A 14,491-nucleotide genomic window follows, 5' to 3' on the forward strand; every position below is an offset into this window, starting at 1 on the left:
ACCTGTGGGTTAGGAGAAAGACAGGTCGATAGCTTTTAATACAAAAAATGGATTGTATGTATCTAGATAGTTAACTGAAATTAGAAATGTTCTTATTTTTAACGGAGTAAGAAAAATAGGCTGCTTTAGGTCTGAATACTTTTTCAATATAATGAAGATATCAAAGGCGACAGGAGTGTTTTTATGAATAAGAATCCTCATAATCTAAAGTTGGTAGCAGTAGATATGGATGGAACATTTGCTCGTACTGATTACACATACGATATCCCAAGGTTCAAGGCTGTTTTATCGCGAATGAAAGCTGTTGATTGTCAATTTGTTGTTGCAAGTGGAAATCAATACTACCAATTGAGATCGTTATTTCCAAATTATTATGATGAATTAAGTTTTGTTGCTGAAAATGGTGCTTTTGTTAAAGATAAAACAGAGGTACTATTTTCAGCCGATATGCCTAGAAAAGCGATCGAGGTGGTCCTTGATTTATGTAAAGACTATCCTGAAGTAAAAAATGTGATGTGTGGTCTGAATAGTGCCTACTGTGAAAGAGGAAAGGTGAGTCAAGCATTTTTTGATCTAACCAATATCTATTACCATAGATTAGAATGGGTAGCTGATTTTGCAGAAGTTCAAGATAAAATTTTAAAATTTGCTCCGACTATGCCTGTTGAAAAAACCGAATTTTACGTTGAATTGTTCCGTGAAAAATTAGCCGGGCTATTAGTACCTACTAGTAGTGGTCATGGTTCTGTAGACTTGATTCTTTCTGAGTGCCATAAAACTTTCGGCTTAAAAATGTTAGTTGAGCGCTTGGGGATTAATCCTGACCAGTGCGTTGCTTTTGGAGATGGGGGCAATGACATTGAGATGTTGGAGTATTGTGGTCTGAGTTATGCAATGGATAATGCAACGGAAGCTGTTAAGCAAGTTGCTAAGCATCAATGTCCTTCAAATGACGAAGACGGTGTTTTAGTGACGCTCGATCGATTGTTCCCTAACACGTAAACACTAGGTAATTCATCAAAAAACCTCGATATAAGAAATATTCGAGGTTTTAAAACTATATTTAGAACAGATTTACGAAGCGTCTGATGAGTCAAAATAGACTTGGACATTGCTATCTAAAATACCACTTTCATTCTTTAAACGAATTGTTTGATTTGATGGAGTTACCTCTAATACTAAATGCCCATTAATAAAGGTAGTATCGTATTCAGATGTTTTAACTGTTGCTTCTTCGCAAGGTATTGTTAAATCATATGCTGGAATATAATGTTGTGTGGAAACTAATAAAAAATGATCACCAATCATACAGCATCCCTCTGCTGAAGAAAATTGATTAGAGCCATCATTTAAAGTTAACAAGAATCCATCCTTTAAACGAGGTACTTGCTTAAATACTTCTGGTTGTACTTCTAAAAATAAATTATCGCTCATTTTCACGACCACCATCGACTTCCACAGTTGAAATTGACATTTTATTTAACACACCTATTCCCCCTTAACTATAACTCAATTCTATATAAAAAATATTCTATTCTCAAATAATTGAACTTTTCAAATCGCCAATTTACTTCGGCTTTATCAGAGCTCATTCATATCAAGAGCGATTAACGCTGTAAAAATTAAACCGAAGATCTGATAAATTTTCTCTATTTTCTACAATATTTAAAACGCTTCCTTAGTCTATTATATATCTATTTCTCTTAGGAGTATGTTTAGATGTTTGAATAATAGTTGCCCAACTTTAAAGGTTATTCTTATAATATTTTACTTCATTTTCCAATAGAAAATTCAAAGGATTACTGGTTTTTCTAAAATAGTTTAGTTTAAATACATAGGTATCCTCCGACACTGTATTAGTTCATAATCATCTAAATACAAAATTTTCAAATAAAAATATTTCAAGCTCTATCGTTGACGAATGTAAACGATACTTATAAAGTAATAGAAATTGATTACGTTTGTAAACTTAAAATGGTTAATTTATCTCACATAAAACTAAGAATAAAATAATGATTAAAAGTGGTTAGTTTTTATACGATTTAGCCTATCGGTAAAAATGAATTAACTTGGTAGATAAAGGAGAAGAAAGATGAAGACGATAGCAGTAGTTGGCGGTCATGGACAGGTTGGAAAAGGTAATGTTAGAGAGTTAACAAATCATGGGTATTTCGTTGTTTTAATGGGAAGAAATTTAAAAAAAATGGAAGTATTTGCCCAAGAATTTTTACCCATTCTAGAACAGAGTGAAGTAGACTTGAATAAATTTGTTATTCCTGAAAAACTTGCTGATCTTGATATGGTAATTGTTTGTTTGGACCAAACGGATACCCAGTTTGTCGAACAATGTCAAAAATTAGGAATTGATTATTTGGATATCAGTGCCAATAGTGATTTTTTGAAAAAAGTTAATTTGCTACCCATTCCTGAAAAAAGCAAGAGAGTCATTGGTTTAGGGTTAGCACCTGGTGTTACCAACTTAGCCGCGGCCGCGTACACTAAGAAAGAGCCATCTGCTCAAATGATAGTAATTGATGTCCTTTTAGGAATAGGTGATCGTCACGGTGAAGCAGCAGTAAGATGGACCTTTGAGCAATTAAATCGTACGTATATACATCCTAAATGGGCACAACCAATTGAAAATTTTGTCTATAGTCGAAAAACGGATTTTGGACCACCATTTGGGAAGCGTCGCAGTGCTAACTTTGGCTTTGCCGATCAGCATTTACTTTTTTCTGCAGATCCTTCACGCAATTATGTAACATTTCTCGGTTTGGATCAAAATTGGTTGACTGCATTGTTAAGAACAATAAAAAAAGTTGGACTAGCAAGACTTTTTAAAAATCCAAGAGTAATAAAGAGCCCCGTATGGTTCATGAAACGAGGATTAGTCGGAGATCGTTCTTTTGTTGTAAAAGTATCAAATGGACAAGTTAAAGATCCTGAAAAAATTGTTCTCTTTGGAGAAGAAGAAGCAAAAATGACTGCAGAAATCGCGGTATTTGTTGCGAACAAAATTTTAATAGAGACATTACCAAATGGGCATTACCATTTAACAGAACTAACTACCATGTCGGAGATACTAAGTCAGCTTCCACGTTTATCAGCCACAGAATAAATTGAAAAACTTTTTACACTATGAAAAATGGAAACAAGCTTCTCTAATTTGTTAAAATTATTCTTTTATTCTATCATTTCAACAAATATGTTGTAGTATGCAATAGCTTTTTTAGATTAAATTATATTATTTAATTTTTTCTATAGTAATAAAATTCTATATCAACCAGATTACAATAATAGTTCTTGCTGTGACAGATATCGACCTTATATTGCGAGACACTTATACTTAAAACGAATTGGATGTAAAGTTACTTGATTGAAAGAGAAGAAGCTGAGGAAATAATGAAAAAATATAATCGCAGCTATGGAGAATTTGAAGAAAAGGCTACTCGAAAAGAGTTTATGACTGTTTTACAGTGGGTAGCTGAAGAATCTAATCGGAAACAGCGAAAGATTGCGGGATTGGATAAAGAGGAAGAGCAGTAGGCAAAAGCCCACTGTTCTTCTTAGTAAAAATGCCTAAAAAGGAAGTAAATGAATTTTAAATTGTAATCCTAAAATCTGTTTTACAAGAAGCTACTGATAGTGAGTATCTAGTACAAATAATATTTAAAAAAGACCGACTACATCATAAATTGAAGTAGTCGGCTTTTGTGTGCAATACTAAGGCTATTTAAGTGTTCTTCAAATTATATAACTTTATTTTGTATCATAATGAGAATAAATCTCCCATAGAACGTCATAGGTAATTAAAAATATGAAAATGCCATATGTTAAGAATAGCTTTTTCTTTGAAGACTATCTTTTTTTATTAGATAAATAAAATTGTTGCAACAAACAGTATAGTTTTTACCGTTTGAATAATTCTCTTATCGAAAGAAAGAGTAAAAGGATAAACAAGAAGATCCCTAAACTGTTTAATAATAATTTTGGGATTGAAAGGTTTGTGCTGAAATTATGGATACCTAATAGAATAAAGCATGAAAAAATAATAGTTGATACTATAAGTCCTTTGGATTTGTTTTTAGTAGACATATCATTAGACCCTAGCAGCTTCAAAATCAATACTAGCTAGTCCTTCGCTGATAGCTCCTGCAACACAGTTAACAGCTTCGTTTCTTTCAACTTGTTTCATTTCTACTAATAGTATTTTTTTTATATTTTGCATGTTGATCACACTCCCTTTTTGATAATACTATTATATTAAACTCGATACTGATTGTGGTAAAAAAATCGTAAATCGCTATTTTTTTGTCTTATAGCAGTTTTTTTAGACTTGCTTATAGGAAAATATTTGTATTGGTGAAATAATTTTAGTGAAGTGTGATTAGTATATAAATTTCTTTTGGAATAGTTTCGGATAAACTCAATCTTGTTATAAGTAATTATTATGATCGGTAGTGGTCAGGTAATGATATTAGGCTCTATCTCGTATTTTATCAAAATAGTCTGAAAACGATTTGATTTTATGATTGTAAATATATTTTGAGCTAAGACTTTTGATGAATTATTCAAAAAATAAAAGATCTAGAAATTTTTTACTAGCTAAAGATAAATTTTTTTCTTCTTTGTATGCAATCCCTATTTTTCTATATAATGGAACATCTAAATCTAAAATTGTTAGATCATATTGTACACGTTGTAAAATTAATTCCGGAAGTATACTAACACCTAATCCTTTTTCAACCATGGCCATAATTGCATAATCATCCCAAGTAGTGAAATTAATATCAGGTGAAAAGTCCATCGTTTCAAATAATGTAGTGATATTGGAGTTTCCATTTTTATCTAAGAGAATAAAAGGTAACCCAGAGAGATCATTGAGTGAAACAGAATCTTTCTTTTCTAAAAAGTGGTTCTTCGGTACTATAACTTTGAAATCATCTTGATGTATAAATTGCGTACTTAATTTTGGCAGTGTGGGCAATCTTAGAAATCCAAAATCTACCCTACCAGTAAGAATCCAATGTTCGATTTCATCATAATCTCCAAGTAATAATTCAAATTTTATATTTGGATATTTATTTTGGAAATTTAAGATAAGTTGAGGTAGCCAATGCGTAGCCACACTTGAAAAGGTCCCAATTCTAATTACGCCAAATTTAATGCCGTTCAGTTCTTCTAGCTTTCTCTGCATAGATTCATATTCGTCAAATAAATTTTTTACATATGGATAAATGTTAATTCCGTCAAAAGTTAGACGTAGACCTGTTCGGTTCCGTTCAAGTAATGTCACACCCCATTCATCCTCCAAATCATTTATCATCCTACTTATTCCTGATTGAGAATAATTTAAAGCTTCAGCTGCTTTAGTAAAACTTTTCAATTCAACTGTTTTTAGAAAAGCAATATACTTTTGAATATTCATATCCATGCTTACACCTCATTAATATCTGGTTTTATCATACTAAAGATCTGATATATTCTCTTTTGTGATGTAATTATACATGATAAAGTTTCTTTGTAGTAAATATTAAGTGAAAGAAGGATTCAGATTGATTAATGTTAGTGAAATAAAAACCAATAAACCTCAAAAATATGAGACACTTTTACAAGAAAAAGTTTACGCTGCTTTAGAAAGTTTAGACATATCGTATGAACGTGTAGAAACAGACGAAGTGATAACTATGGAAGATTGCGAACAGGTGAATTTGAAATTAGATATGCATATGGTAAAAACACTCTTTTTGTGTAATAGACAAAAAACAAATTACTATTTATTTATTACGAGTGGCGACAAACCATTTAAATCTAAAGATTTTAGTAAAGCTTTAGGAATCTCAAGAGTGTCTTTTGCTTCCAAAGAAGATATGACAAGTATGCTACAAACCAAAATTGGAGCAGCTACAGTTTTTAGCACACTAATTGATACAAAGAATAAAATTAAAATCATATTTGATAAAGATGTAACGGATGACAGGTGGTATGGTTGTAGTGATGGGACTACTACTGGATATTTGAAGATTTCAACAAATGAAATGATAGCAAAGTTATTACCCTATACAAAACATCAAATGGAAATTGTAAAAATATCCTGATGAACATTCATAGAGACAAGATTGTAATTAAAGTTGGAAATACAACTTTAACAAATACAATTGGTAAAAATAATATCTAATCTTTCGATAAAATGGATGATGTTTTAACCGATATTCAAAATCTTGGCTATGAGATAATACTGGTTTCATTCGGAGCCATTGTGATTGGTGCAAATAAGCTAAATTTCCATAAATATCCTGAAACATTAAAAATAAAGTGGTTGGCACAACTTTCTTTACACAACAAAAATACTTTTGAAATTATTTCTAAAAAATAAAAGCTAACCGCTCAAACAATTTTGAACGCCTCTAATAAAAAAGCCTGTTCTTCTTACTTTCAATAAAAGGGTTCTGTTGCAAAGTTTTCCAAAAAATCTATTTTAGTGTAAAATTGAGAAAAAAGACAGAGAGGACAGAGTAATGAATCATTTTAAAGACAAACAATTCAAAAAAGACGTCATTATTGTCGCTGTTGGTTACTACCTGCGTTACAATCTAAGCTATCGTGAAGTTCAGGAATTGTTATATGATCGTGGAATAAATGTTTGTCATACTACGATTTATCGTTGGGTACAAGAGTACAGCAAAGTCCTCTATTATCTTTGGAAGAAGAAAAATAGACAATCCTTCTATTCATGGAAAATGGACGAAACCTATATCAAAATTAAGGGACGTTGGCATTATCTTTATCGTGCAATTGATGCGGACGGCTTAACCTTAGATATCTGGTTACGAAAGAAACGGGATACGCAAGCAGCCTATGCTTTCTTAAAACGACTCCATAAACAGTTTGGTGAGCCGAAAGCAATTGTGACCGATAAAGCACCTTCTCTTGGCTCCACCTTTAGAAAGTTACAGAGTGTGGGTTTATATACTAAGACAGAGCACCGAACTGTGAAGTATCTTAACAATTTAATAGAACAAGACCATCGACCTATTAAACGACGAATAAATTTTATCAAAGTCTCCGTACAGCCTCTTCCACGATTAAGGGCATGGAGACCATTCGGGGAATATATAAAAAGAACCGAAGAAATGGAACGCTCTTCGGCTTTTCGGTGTCTACTGAAATCAAGGTATTAATGGGAATAACAGCCTAAGATATTTGGAGTTCAGAGAGTGCGCGTTTGATTTTCAAACTTCGCAACAGAACCGGATAACTTATAATGAATAACTATTCTGTGATGATTAAAAACTCGGCTAAAGCTGATTTAAAGGAAATCAAACAGTCTAATTTGAAACCTCAATTTGAGAAGGTTATTCAGACTTTAAAGGAAGATCCCTATCTCCCTACCCAATCATTTGAGAAGTTAAAACCTACACATGAAGGTAGGTATTCTAGAAGATTGAATAGACAACACCGGGTTGTTTATAAGGTAGATGAAGATGAACACGTGGTTGAAATTTATTCAGCAAGGACGCATTACGAGTCACAGTAATTACTTGTAAATACATTATCTCGTGGTATAATGTATTTACTAAGTAATTACATACTGTTAGAAATGAGGGATTTAAATGATTACAAAAACAAGAAAACAAGGCAATTCAATCATGTTGACAGTACCTAAAGATTTTAATGTTCCTAATGGAGTCGAAGTTGAAGCAAAGTTGGTAGAGAATGGTATTCTTTATGAATTTGTTGAACCACAAAAAGAATTTTATGATTTTAGCGAAGATATTTTGTCTGATATAATTGCAGAAGGCTACGATAAAGATGAGATTCTTGTAGAATTTAAGAATAGAAAAAACAAAATGCATTCTTCCTTTAGAGATATTGCTGAAGATACACTTACTAATTCTAAAGTAATGACTAAAGAGGAGTTGGCAACAGAAATTGGCTTATGAAATCGTTCCTTCAAAACATGTCATTAAGTATTTAAAAAAGCTAAAAGAGAAGCCATTGAAAGAAAAATTTTTGAATTTAATTTATGATGAAATTGCGATTGATCCATATAAGGGTGAACAAAAAACTGGGGATTTATCAGGTATTTGGTCTAGTGGGTTCAAATATGCGGGCACAACATATAGAGTAGCTTACGAGATTATAGAAAACAAGGTTATTCCAGTATTGTTATGTGGAACGCATGAAAACTTTTATGAACAGTTGAAAAAATTAATCTAGTGATTTGTTGTCGTTCTTAAGAAGGACGGCTTCTTTTTTATCGAAGATCTGATTCGTCTACATGACTAAAGTCGCGAGTATTCTCTGCTTCTCGATAAATTAAATAACGTCATTACTTTGAGGAAAGCTATAAATCAATATATTTCAGCTTTTCCTTATTTATGTACTACCTTTTCCTTATTAATTATAAGGTAGTACATATATATTTTTTTTTTGGTAGTAACTAAAAATAAATATGTTATAATAGTATCAAATGAATATTGCTAAAAGAAAAGAGGTAGGAACGTGGTAGCGAAGAAATATGTAATCGGTAATTTTAAAGGTGGCGTAGGTAAAAGTACGTGCGCGCAAATGTTAGGGTTTGAATCAGCAGTTAATGAAGGAAAAAGAACCTTGATAATTGACTTGGATATGCAAGGAAATACTTCTGATGTGATGAACTTAACGCATATGAACTTCACTAACGAAGAAGGAGGCGGAGAAGGTGAACCGATTGTTTACGAAAATACTGTGACTGACGTGTTGATAAACAATCTTCCACCTAAAGAGGCTGTCTATAAAGTAATCAATAACCTCTATATACTTCCAGCAGACATGTCCTTTGAAATGTATGATGATTGGATCAAAGACCAATATAATGATTCATTATCCCAATTCAAATATATGAAAGAAAAGCTAGAACCATTATTTGATGAGTTTGACGTCATCTATTTAGATGTCCCACCTTCTATTTCTGTATATAGTAAATCCGCGATGTACATTGCGGACTGGGCAATCGTCGTCTTACAGACCCAAGTAAAATCGATGAGAAATGCGATGCAATATCTTGAGTATATGGACTTTTTTGTGAAAGAATTTGATACAAATTTATATGTTGCTGGTGTTATTCCTTTCATGTTGGAAAGCGGTGACGCAGTAGATCAGGAAATGTATAAACAAGCCCAAGAGATTTATGGGGAACATTTGATTAAAAATGTTGTACTCAAAAATGCGCGCTTAAAACGATACGACGGATCAGGTATTACGATGGAGAAGACAAAGAAAGGTCTCTTAAAACAATGGGATCGCAAAAGCCACGAATTATTTATCAGTATTTTGAAAGAATTGGAAGAACACGAGAATTGGTATGCGGAGGTGGAGTAATTGGCTGACATCAAAGGACTTGATATTTTTGGGAACAACAAAGGACTCGCCAAAATAAAAAAAGAAGCAGAAGCAAAGAAAAAGCAGCAAGCAATTACACCATCTGAAAATAAGCAATTAGAAGTGCACCAAGTTCAAGAAATAAAAACTTCCTCCAATGTTGAAAGACAGAGTAGAGGAAGAACAAAAAAAGTTGGCGCACCAATCAGAAAGTTTGATAAGGTTTATTCCACCAAGCATCCTTTAAAACTGTCGACTTTGTTAAATGCGACTTCCAGAGTTTTAGTAGAAAAGTATGAGACTAATATGACAAGAGATGAATTGCTTAGAAAAGCTTTAGATGAGTATATTAAACAGAATCTTACGCAAGAAGATAAGCAAGATTTGTTTAATGACGTGGTGAAAGAACTAGACTTGTTCAGAGAAAAATATCCAATTGTTCCAGAATTAGATGATCGTGGAGAAATAATAAGAACTACCAGTCAGATAAAACAAGATACCGAAGACTCACTGCGCAAAGGGTGGGGAATGAATAATAAAGTTAGATAATAATCAAAGAAGAACTAAGTAACTACCTTTAAACGGTAGTTACTTAGTTCTTCTTTGATTTGCGTGAAATAGAGGGGATTTATTTTTCTGGTTACGTGATTAAAAAATCCAAAAAATGAGCATAGGAACGGTTATGATTTTAGGGTGTGTTTTAATGAGATATTGTGATTTCATTAACAAGTGTATGATAATCTGTTGTTGAGTTAGTAAATAAGTAATAGAGCTAACTCTAAAATAAAACTATTAGGAGGAGATGTAGATGAAAAAGTTTAAAAAGAAAATATATTTAGGATTGGTTGTTGGGGTGAGTATGTTTGGGTTCATGGCTCATACTAAACAAGTAACTGCAGATACTAACCAAAAAGAAAGGATTATGAGCCAATTAGATGACTCTCAAATAGAGTATGTACCCAATGAGCTAATTGTCAGTTTAAAGGCTACACAAAGAATTTCAACAGAGAAAAATAAACCGCAAAATTTATTGGGTGTAAAAGTTATGGTGGAAAAAGATTTGACTCTTAGGACAAATGAAAGCGATTATAATAAGCGAGATCAAGTATTATTAGTGAAATTGAACGAAGAAATTAGTGTGGAAGAGGCAGTAAGAACATTTAATGCTTCTGATATGGTCAATTATGCAGAGCCAAACTATGTGGTTGAACTAGAGCCGTTGAATGATGTTGAGGAGCCAAATACAACTGATTCTTTAGGAAATCGATCAATTATTCTTAACGATCCTAATTGGAGTAAACAAGCTAATTTAAGAGAGATTAGCATGCCATCCGCTTGGGAAGAAACCAAGGGTTTGGATCTGTGTCAATAAAGTGGACTCATTTTTTGAGAGTTTTTTTGCAACCAATCCACTCTCGAGTTGTTTCATGATTTCAGACAATCGTCAAACTAAAACCGTTTGACCATTCTCTGAAACCATGAAAAGAGATTCTCGTGGATTCGTTCAAAAAATGTGAGTAGCTATTGCGCGTGCTGCCGAGCTTGGTCTTCTGCCTGTTGTGGTGTCAGATAGCCAATTGCTCCATGAATTCGCTTGCGGTTGTACCATCCTTCAATATATTGAAACAGTTCGAGTTTGGCTTCTTCATAAGAATGATAGGTCGTTTGATAGACTTCTTCTTTCTTTAATGCCGCGTGAAACGATTCGATACAGGAATTGTCGTAAGGCGTACCTTTGCGACTATAAGAGTGCGTTATCTTGTTCGTGCGCATTGCTTCCTCAAAATCGGAGCTAGTATACTGCGAACCAAGATCGGTTTGGATGATCAGTCCGTCTGTCGGTTGTTGATTTTGGATTGCTGATTCTAGCGCATTCATCACGATTTCAGTGGTCATCTGCTTGGCGTAAGTGTAGCCGATGATCTTTTTCGAATAAAGATCGATCACAGAAGCCAGGTAGGTCCAGCCGTCTTTTGCAGTCGAGATATATGTGATATCAGCGGCCCATTTTTGATTGATGCTGGTTGTGGAGAAATCTTGGTTTAAGAGATTTGTCCGTTCTTCAACGCGCTCTTTAGAAGCCTTGGTTGGATGATATTTTTTTACGGTGATCGAATGGATGCCAAGGAGACGCACCCGTTTGATCGACAAATCAAAGCCTTGCTCTATCAGCTGATGATGAATTTTCCAGGCACCATAACGTTTCTTGCTGTCTGTGTAAATCGATAAGATGGCTTTATCGATGCGTTCATTTTCAAGTTCACGCTGACTTGGTGTGTGTTTGAGTTCCTTATAATACGTGCTTGGAGCTACTTCCATTACTCGCAAAAGCATGCGCGTCGGATACTCGTTGCTCTCGTTTTCAATGAAGAGGATTTTACTGTATAAGTTTACTTCGTGAATATAGCCATTGCTTTTTTTAAGATTTCGTTCTCCTGTCGCAGACGCGTCATTTCTTTTTCCATCTGTTTAATCTGAGCGGGAGTCAGCGAACTGCCAGTAACGGGCGTGTTGCTTTTCTTCCATTTGTAAATCGTTTGTTCTGCAATGCCATATTCACGGGAAATTTCGGCAACCGGCTTACCAGTTGCGACGAGTTGAAGGATCATGTCTTTTCTTTCTTGACTGTACTTTTTCATTTAGCGAACTTCCTTTCGTTCGAGGTTATTATAGTCCTCTCCCAAAATGTGTCCACTAAATCATCCTAACACCATATGGATGTAGTACTGATGCGGCACGGGGAAAGTGAAGCAAATTTTGAAAATTATTGGACGGGATGGCTGGATGTTTCTCTGACAGAAAAAGGACAGGAACAGGCTCGTAAGGCAGGGGAAAAAATCAAAAACGCGCAGATCGAGTTTGACGCTGCATTTACGTCAGTATTGAAGCGGGCATCATTGACTTGCCAGATTATCTTAGAAGAAAGCGATCAGTTACGGATACCGACATTTAAAACCTGGCGTCTGAACGAGCGGCATTATGGCGCTTTAGTAGGGAAAAATAAGGATGAAATGGCACGAGAATTCGGGGCAGATCAAGTCAAACGCTGGCGTCGAGATTATTATGAAATGCCTCCATTAGTAGAAGAAAACCATTTTGATCGCCGTTACGCACAATTGGCAGATCAAGACATTCCTCATGGAGAAAATCTGCAAATGACGGTCCAGCGGGTCGCGCCATTATGGCAAGACGAGATCGCGCCGCTGTTGGGTTCGGGTAAGAATGTTTTGATTACCGGACATGGCAACAGTCTGCGGGCACTGGTGAAATATTTGGAGGATGTACCGGAAGACCAAATGGATACCATTGATATTCCCAATGCGCAGCCGATCCACTACCGCTTTGATAAGAACTTGCAGATCGTCAATAAATCGATCCTCTAAAGACGAATATTGGCTGAAGGAAATAGCCCTTTGTTTCAGAATTTTTCATAAAACTATCATAAATTATGGTATACTATTGAAAAAATTGGAGGAATAAGAATAATGAAAGCTATTTTAACGGTGGTCGGGAAGGACAAGGTTGGGATCATTGCCGGTGTCAGCCAGAAGTTGGCAGAATTGAATATCAATATTCTAGATGTATCTCAAACGATCATGGAAGATTATTTTACCATGATGATGATGTTGCAAATGCAACCAGAGGCTGATTTAGAAGCGATCAAGCAAGCATTGAGTCAAGTTGAAAACACGTTGGGCGTCAAAATCAGCATTCAAAATGAAGAGATCTTCAATGCGATGCATAAACTATAATTCGGAGGGAAATGATGGAAACAAAACAAATTCTTGAAACGATCCGGATGGTAGAAGAAGAAAATCTTGATATCCGGACGATCACAATGGGTATTTCATTGTTGGACTGTATCGATGCCAGCACAGAAAAGACTTGTCAAAATATCTATAATAAAATCACCAGCAAAGCGAAAAATCTTGTAAAAGTCGGTGACGAGATCGCCAGTGAATTTGGGATCCCCATCATCAACAAGCGGATCTCGGTAACGCCGATCGCAATCGTTGCTTCCGCAAGCGGCGGGCAAGACTGTGTTGCTTTTGCGCGAGTTTTGGACAAAGCCGCAAAAGTGGTGGGGATCAATTTTATCGGCGGGTATAGCGCATTAGTTGAAAAAGGCTATCAAGGAGCGGACCTGTCCTTGATCCAATCGATTCCGGAAGCCTTGGCAGAAACAGAATTTGTCTGTTCTTCTGTCAATATTGGTTCGACACGGGCAGGGATCAATATGGACGCTGTCAAATTGATGGGTGAAACCATCAAACAAACCGCCGAAGCTTCAGATATGGGCTGTGCGAAGTTGGTAGTCTTTGCGAATGCGGTGGAAGACAATCCTTTCATGGCGGGAGCATTCCACGGGGTCGGTGAAGCAGATTGCGAGATCAATGTCGGTGTCAGCGGACCGGGCGTAGTAAAACGCGCTCTGGAAAAGGTCAAAGGCGAATCTTTCGATGTGGTTGCTGAAACAGTTAAGAAGACGGCATTTAAAATCACGCGGATGGGACAATTAGTCGGTCAAATCGCTTCTGAGCGATTGCACGTACCCTTTGGTATTGTGGATCTGTCATTAGCTCCTACTCCGGCAGTTGGTGATAGTGTCGCGTTGATCTTGGAAGAAATGGGCTTGGAATCTGTCGGCACACACGGTACAACGGCCGCACTGGCTTTATTGAACGATGCTGTGAAAAAAGGCGGCGTGATGGCCTGCAACCATGTGGGAGGCTTATCAGGCGCATTCATTCCGGTTTCTGAAGATGCAGGTATGATCAAAGCCGTAGAAGAAGGCTATCTGAATCTGGAGAAATTAGAAGCGATGACCGCCATTTGTTCAGTGGGTCTGGACATGATCGCGATCCCAGGAGATACACCAGCGGAGACGATTGCGGCGATGATCGCTGATGAAGCTGCGATCGGTGTCATCAATCATAAAACAACGGCGGTGCGGATCATCCCCGCTAAAGATAAAAAAGTCGGCGATTCTGTCGAATTCGGCGGTTTGCTGGGGACTGCTCCAGTCATGCGGACGAATTCGGCGAAATCGACGGACTTTATCCAACGAGGCGGGCGGATCCCGGCACCAATCCATTCATTTAAAAATTAGGAAGATAGTGAGAAAATA

Annotated in this window: 18 protein-coding genes; 14 read left to right on the forward strand and 4 right to left on the reverse strand. The window is 35.6% G+C overall.

Features of this window, described 5'->3' with window-relative positions; all coding sequences use genetic code 11:
* Nucleotides 1–183: 183 nt before the first annotated feature.
* The gene (locus OS139_RS11520) at nucleotides 184–1,002 is read left to right on the forward strand and encodes a Cof-type HAD-IIB family hydrolase (protein WP_002316734.1); all 819 of its coding nucleotides are present in this window, start codon (nucleotides 184–186) and stop codon (nucleotides 1,000–1,002) included.
* Between the two features lie 72 nt (nucleotides 1,003–1,074).
* On the opposite strand, the gene OS139_RS11525 is transcribed toward OS139_RS11520, so the two are convergent.
* On the reverse strand, nucleotides 1,075–1,434 hold the full coding sequence (locus OS139_RS11525; protein WP_002303333.1) for an iron-sulfur cluster biosynthesis family protein: 360 nt from the start codon (nucleotides 1,432–1,434) through the stop codon (nucleotides 1,075–1,077).
* A gap of 658 nt (nucleotides 1,435–2,092) precedes the next feature.
* Between OS139_RS11525 and OS139_RS11530 the strand changes: the two genes are divergently transcribed.
* Both OS139_RS11530 and OS139_RS11535 read left to right on the forward strand, forming a co-directional pair.
* The gene (locus OS139_RS11530; RefSeq protein ID WP_002293560.1) at nucleotides 2,093–3,118 is read left to right on the forward strand and encodes a saccharopine dehydrogenase NADP-binding domain-containing protein; all 1,026 of its coding nucleotides are present in this window, start codon (nucleotides 2,093–2,095) and stop codon (nucleotides 3,116–3,118) included.
* Between the two features lie 284 nt (nucleotides 3,119–3,402).
* On the forward strand, nucleotides 3,403–3,546 hold the full coding sequence (locus tag OS139_RS11535; protein ID WP_002329838.1) for a hypothetical protein: 144 nt from the start codon (nucleotides 3,403–3,405) through the stop codon (nucleotides 3,544–3,546).
* A gap of 553 nt (nucleotides 3,547–4,099) precedes the next feature.
* Here the strand turns inward: OS139_RS11535 and OS139_RS11540 are convergent.
* Both OS139_RS11540 and OS139_RS11545 read right to left on the reverse strand, forming a co-directional pair.
* Complete coding sequence (locus OS139_RS11540) at nucleotides 4,100–4,228, reverse strand: hypothetical protein (RefSeq protein ID WP_002316733.1); 129 nt, start codon at nucleotides 4,226–4,228, stop codon at nucleotides 4,100–4,102.
* Between the two features lie 339 nt (nucleotides 4,229–4,567).
* The gene (locus tag OS139_RS11545; protein WP_203434839.1) at nucleotides 4,568–5,434 is read right to left on the reverse strand and encodes a LysR family transcriptional regulator; all 867 of its coding nucleotides are present in this window, start codon (nucleotides 5,432–5,434) and stop codon (nucleotides 4,568–4,570) included.
* Nucleotides 5,435–5,555: 121 nt separating this feature from the next.
* Here OS139_RS11545 and OS139_RS11550 point away from each other — a divergent pair, with 121 nt between their 5' ends.
* The 8 genes from OS139_RS11550 to OS139_RS11585 all read left to right on the forward strand — a co-directional run bounded on the left by OS139_RS11550 (nucleotide 5,556) and on the right by OS139_RS11585 (nucleotide 10,735).
* Nucleotides 5,556–6,098, forward strand: a complete 543-nt coding sequence (locus tag OS139_RS11550) for a prolyl-tRNA synthetase associated domain-containing protein (RefSeq protein WP_025477385.1) — start codon at nucleotides 5,556–5,558, stop codon at nucleotides 6,096–6,098.
* Between the two features lie 420 nt (nucleotides 6,099–6,518).
* Nucleotides 6,519–7,198, forward strand: a protein-coding gene (locus tag OS139_RS11555; protein WP_325066935.1) for an IS6 family transposase whose coding sequence is annotated in 2 segments (ribosomal slippage) — nucleotides 6,519–7,044 and nucleotides 7,044–7,198 — 681 coding nt in all. Because the reading frame shifts where the segments join, the coding sequence is not laid out codon by codon here.
* 66 nt (nucleotides 7,199–7,264) lie between these two features.
* Entirely contained in the window at nucleotides 7,265–7,537 is a 273-nt protein-coding gene (locus OS139_RS11560) for a Txe/YoeB family addiction module toxin (RefSeq protein WP_025477383.1), read from the forward strand.
* Between the two features lie 76 nt (nucleotides 7,538–7,613).
* On the forward strand, nucleotides 7,614–7,943 hold the full coding sequence (locus OS139_RS11565) for an AbrB/MazE/SpoVT family DNA-binding domain-containing protein (protein ID WP_002292678.1): 330 nt from the start codon (nucleotides 7,614–7,616) through the stop codon (nucleotides 7,941–7,943).
* Nucleotides 7,933–8,220, forward strand: coding sequence for a type II toxin-antitoxin system RelE/ParE family toxin (locus OS139_RS11570; RefSeq protein WP_002300557.1), 288 nt, complete (start codon nucleotides 7,933–7,935; stop codon nucleotides 8,218–8,220). Before OS139_RS11565 ends, OS139_RS11570 begins: the two co-directional genes overlap by 11 nt.
* 285 nt (nucleotides 8,221–8,505) lie before the next feature.
* Complete coding sequence (locus OS139_RS11575) at nucleotides 8,506–9,363, forward strand: ParA family protein (RefSeq protein ID WP_002292680.1); 858 nt, start codon at nucleotides 8,506–8,508, stop codon at nucleotides 9,361–9,363.
* Nucleotides 9,364–9,912 carry a hypothetical protein gene (locus OS139_RS11580; protein WP_002292681.1) on the forward strand — a complete coding sequence of 183 codons (549 nt, stop codon included), beginning with the start codon at nucleotides 9,364–9,366 and terminating at the stop codon, nucleotides 9,910–9,912. It begins immediately after the preceding gene.
* A 259-nt stretch (nucleotides 9,913–10,171) separates the two neighbouring features.
* On the forward strand, nucleotides 10,172–10,735 hold the full coding sequence (locus tag OS139_RS11585) for a S8 family serine peptidase (RefSeq protein ID WP_002316729.1): 564 nt from the start codon (nucleotides 10,172–10,174) through the stop codon (nucleotides 10,733–10,735).
* 149 nt (nucleotides 10,736–10,884) lie between these two features.
* Here the strand turns inward: OS139_RS11585 and OS139_RS11590 are convergent.
* Nucleotides 10,885–12,002 (reverse strand): IS3 family transposase gene (locus tag OS139_RS11590; protein WP_104807972.1). Its coding sequence is split into 2 segments (ribosomal slippage): nucleotides 10,885–11,774 and nucleotides 11,774–12,002, totalling 1,119 coding nucleotides; the frame shifts between segments, so codons are not numbered across the junction.
* A 75-nt stretch (nucleotides 12,003–12,077) separates the two neighbouring features.
* Here OS139_RS11590 and OS139_RS11595 point away from each other — a divergent pair.
* From OS139_RS11595 to OS139_RS11605, 3 genes are all read left to right on the forward strand, one after another.
* Nucleotides 12,078–12,746, forward strand: a complete 669-nt coding sequence (locus OS139_RS11595) for a 2,3-bisphosphoglycerate-dependent phosphoglycerate mutase (protein WP_002316727.1) — start codon at nucleotides 12,078–12,080, stop codon at nucleotides 12,744–12,746.
* Between the two features lie 102 nt (nucleotides 12,747–12,848).
* Nucleotides 12,849–13,115 (forward strand): ACT domain-containing protein, encoded by a 267-nt coding sequence (locus OS139_RS11600; RefSeq protein ID WP_002290085.1) that lies wholly within the window; start codon nucleotides 12,849–12,851, stop codon nucleotides 13,113–13,115.
* A gap of 14 nt (nucleotides 13,116–13,129) precedes the next feature.
* On the forward strand, nucleotides 13,130–14,473 hold the full coding sequence (locus OS139_RS11605) for a PFL family protein (protein WP_002332322.1): 1,344 nt from the start codon (nucleotides 13,130–13,132) through the stop codon (nucleotides 14,471–14,473).
* Nucleotides 14,474–14,491: the final 18 nt, after the last annotated feature.

The organism is Enterococcus sp. E4-223, assembly GCF_035727065.1.
In the GTDB taxonomy this organism is placed as follows: Bacteria; Bacillota; Bacilli; order Lactobacillales; family Enterococcaceae; genus Enterococcus_B; species Enterococcus_B faecium.

Coding starts and splice junctions, on each gene's coding strand:
- OS139_RS11540 (WP_002316733.1), bottom strand. CDS start 4,228: ATGCAAAATATAAAAAAAATACTATTAGTAGAAATGAAACAAGTTGAA.
- OS139_RS11545 (WP_203434839.1), bottom strand. CDS start 5,434: ATGGATATGAATATTCAAAAGTATATTGCTTTTCTAAAAACAGTTGAA.
- OS139_RS11585 (WP_002316729.1), top strand. CDS start 10,172: ATGAAAAAGTTTAAAAAGAAAATATATTTAGGATTGGTTGTTGGGGTG.
- OS139_RS11525 (WP_002303333.1), bottom strand. CDS start 1,434: ATGAGCGATAATTTATTTTTAGAAGTACAACCAGAAGTATTTAAGCAA.
- OS139_RS11530 (WP_002293560.1), top strand. CDS start 2,093: ATGAAGACGATAGCAGTAGTTGGCGGTCATGGACAGGTTGGAAAAGGT.
- OS139_RS11605 (WP_002332322.1), top strand. CDS start 13,130: ATGGAAACAAAACAAATTCTTGAAACGATCCGGATGGTAGAAGAAGAA.
- OS139_RS11520 (WP_002316734.1), top strand. CDS start 184: ATGAATAAGAATCCTCATAATCTAAAGTTGGTAGCAGTAGATATGGAT.
- OS139_RS11535 (WP_002329838.1), top strand. CDS start 3,403: ATGAAAAAATATAATCGCAGCTATGGAGAATTTGAAGAAAAGGCTACT.
- OS139_RS11560 (WP_025477383.1), top strand. CDS start 7,265: ATGAATAACTATTCTGTGATGATTAAAAACTCGGCTAAAGCTGATTTA.
- OS139_RS11595 (WP_002316727.1), top strand. CDS start 12,078: ATGGATGTAGTACTGATGCGGCACGGGGAAAGTGAAGCAAATTTTGAA.
- OS139_RS11565 (WP_002292678.1), top strand. CDS start 7,614: ATGATTACAAAAACAAGAAAACAAGGCAATTCAATCATGTTGACAGTA.
- OS139_RS11600 (WP_002290085.1), top strand. CDS start 12,849: ATGAAAGCTATTTTAACGGTGGTCGGGAAGGACAAGGTTGGGATCATT.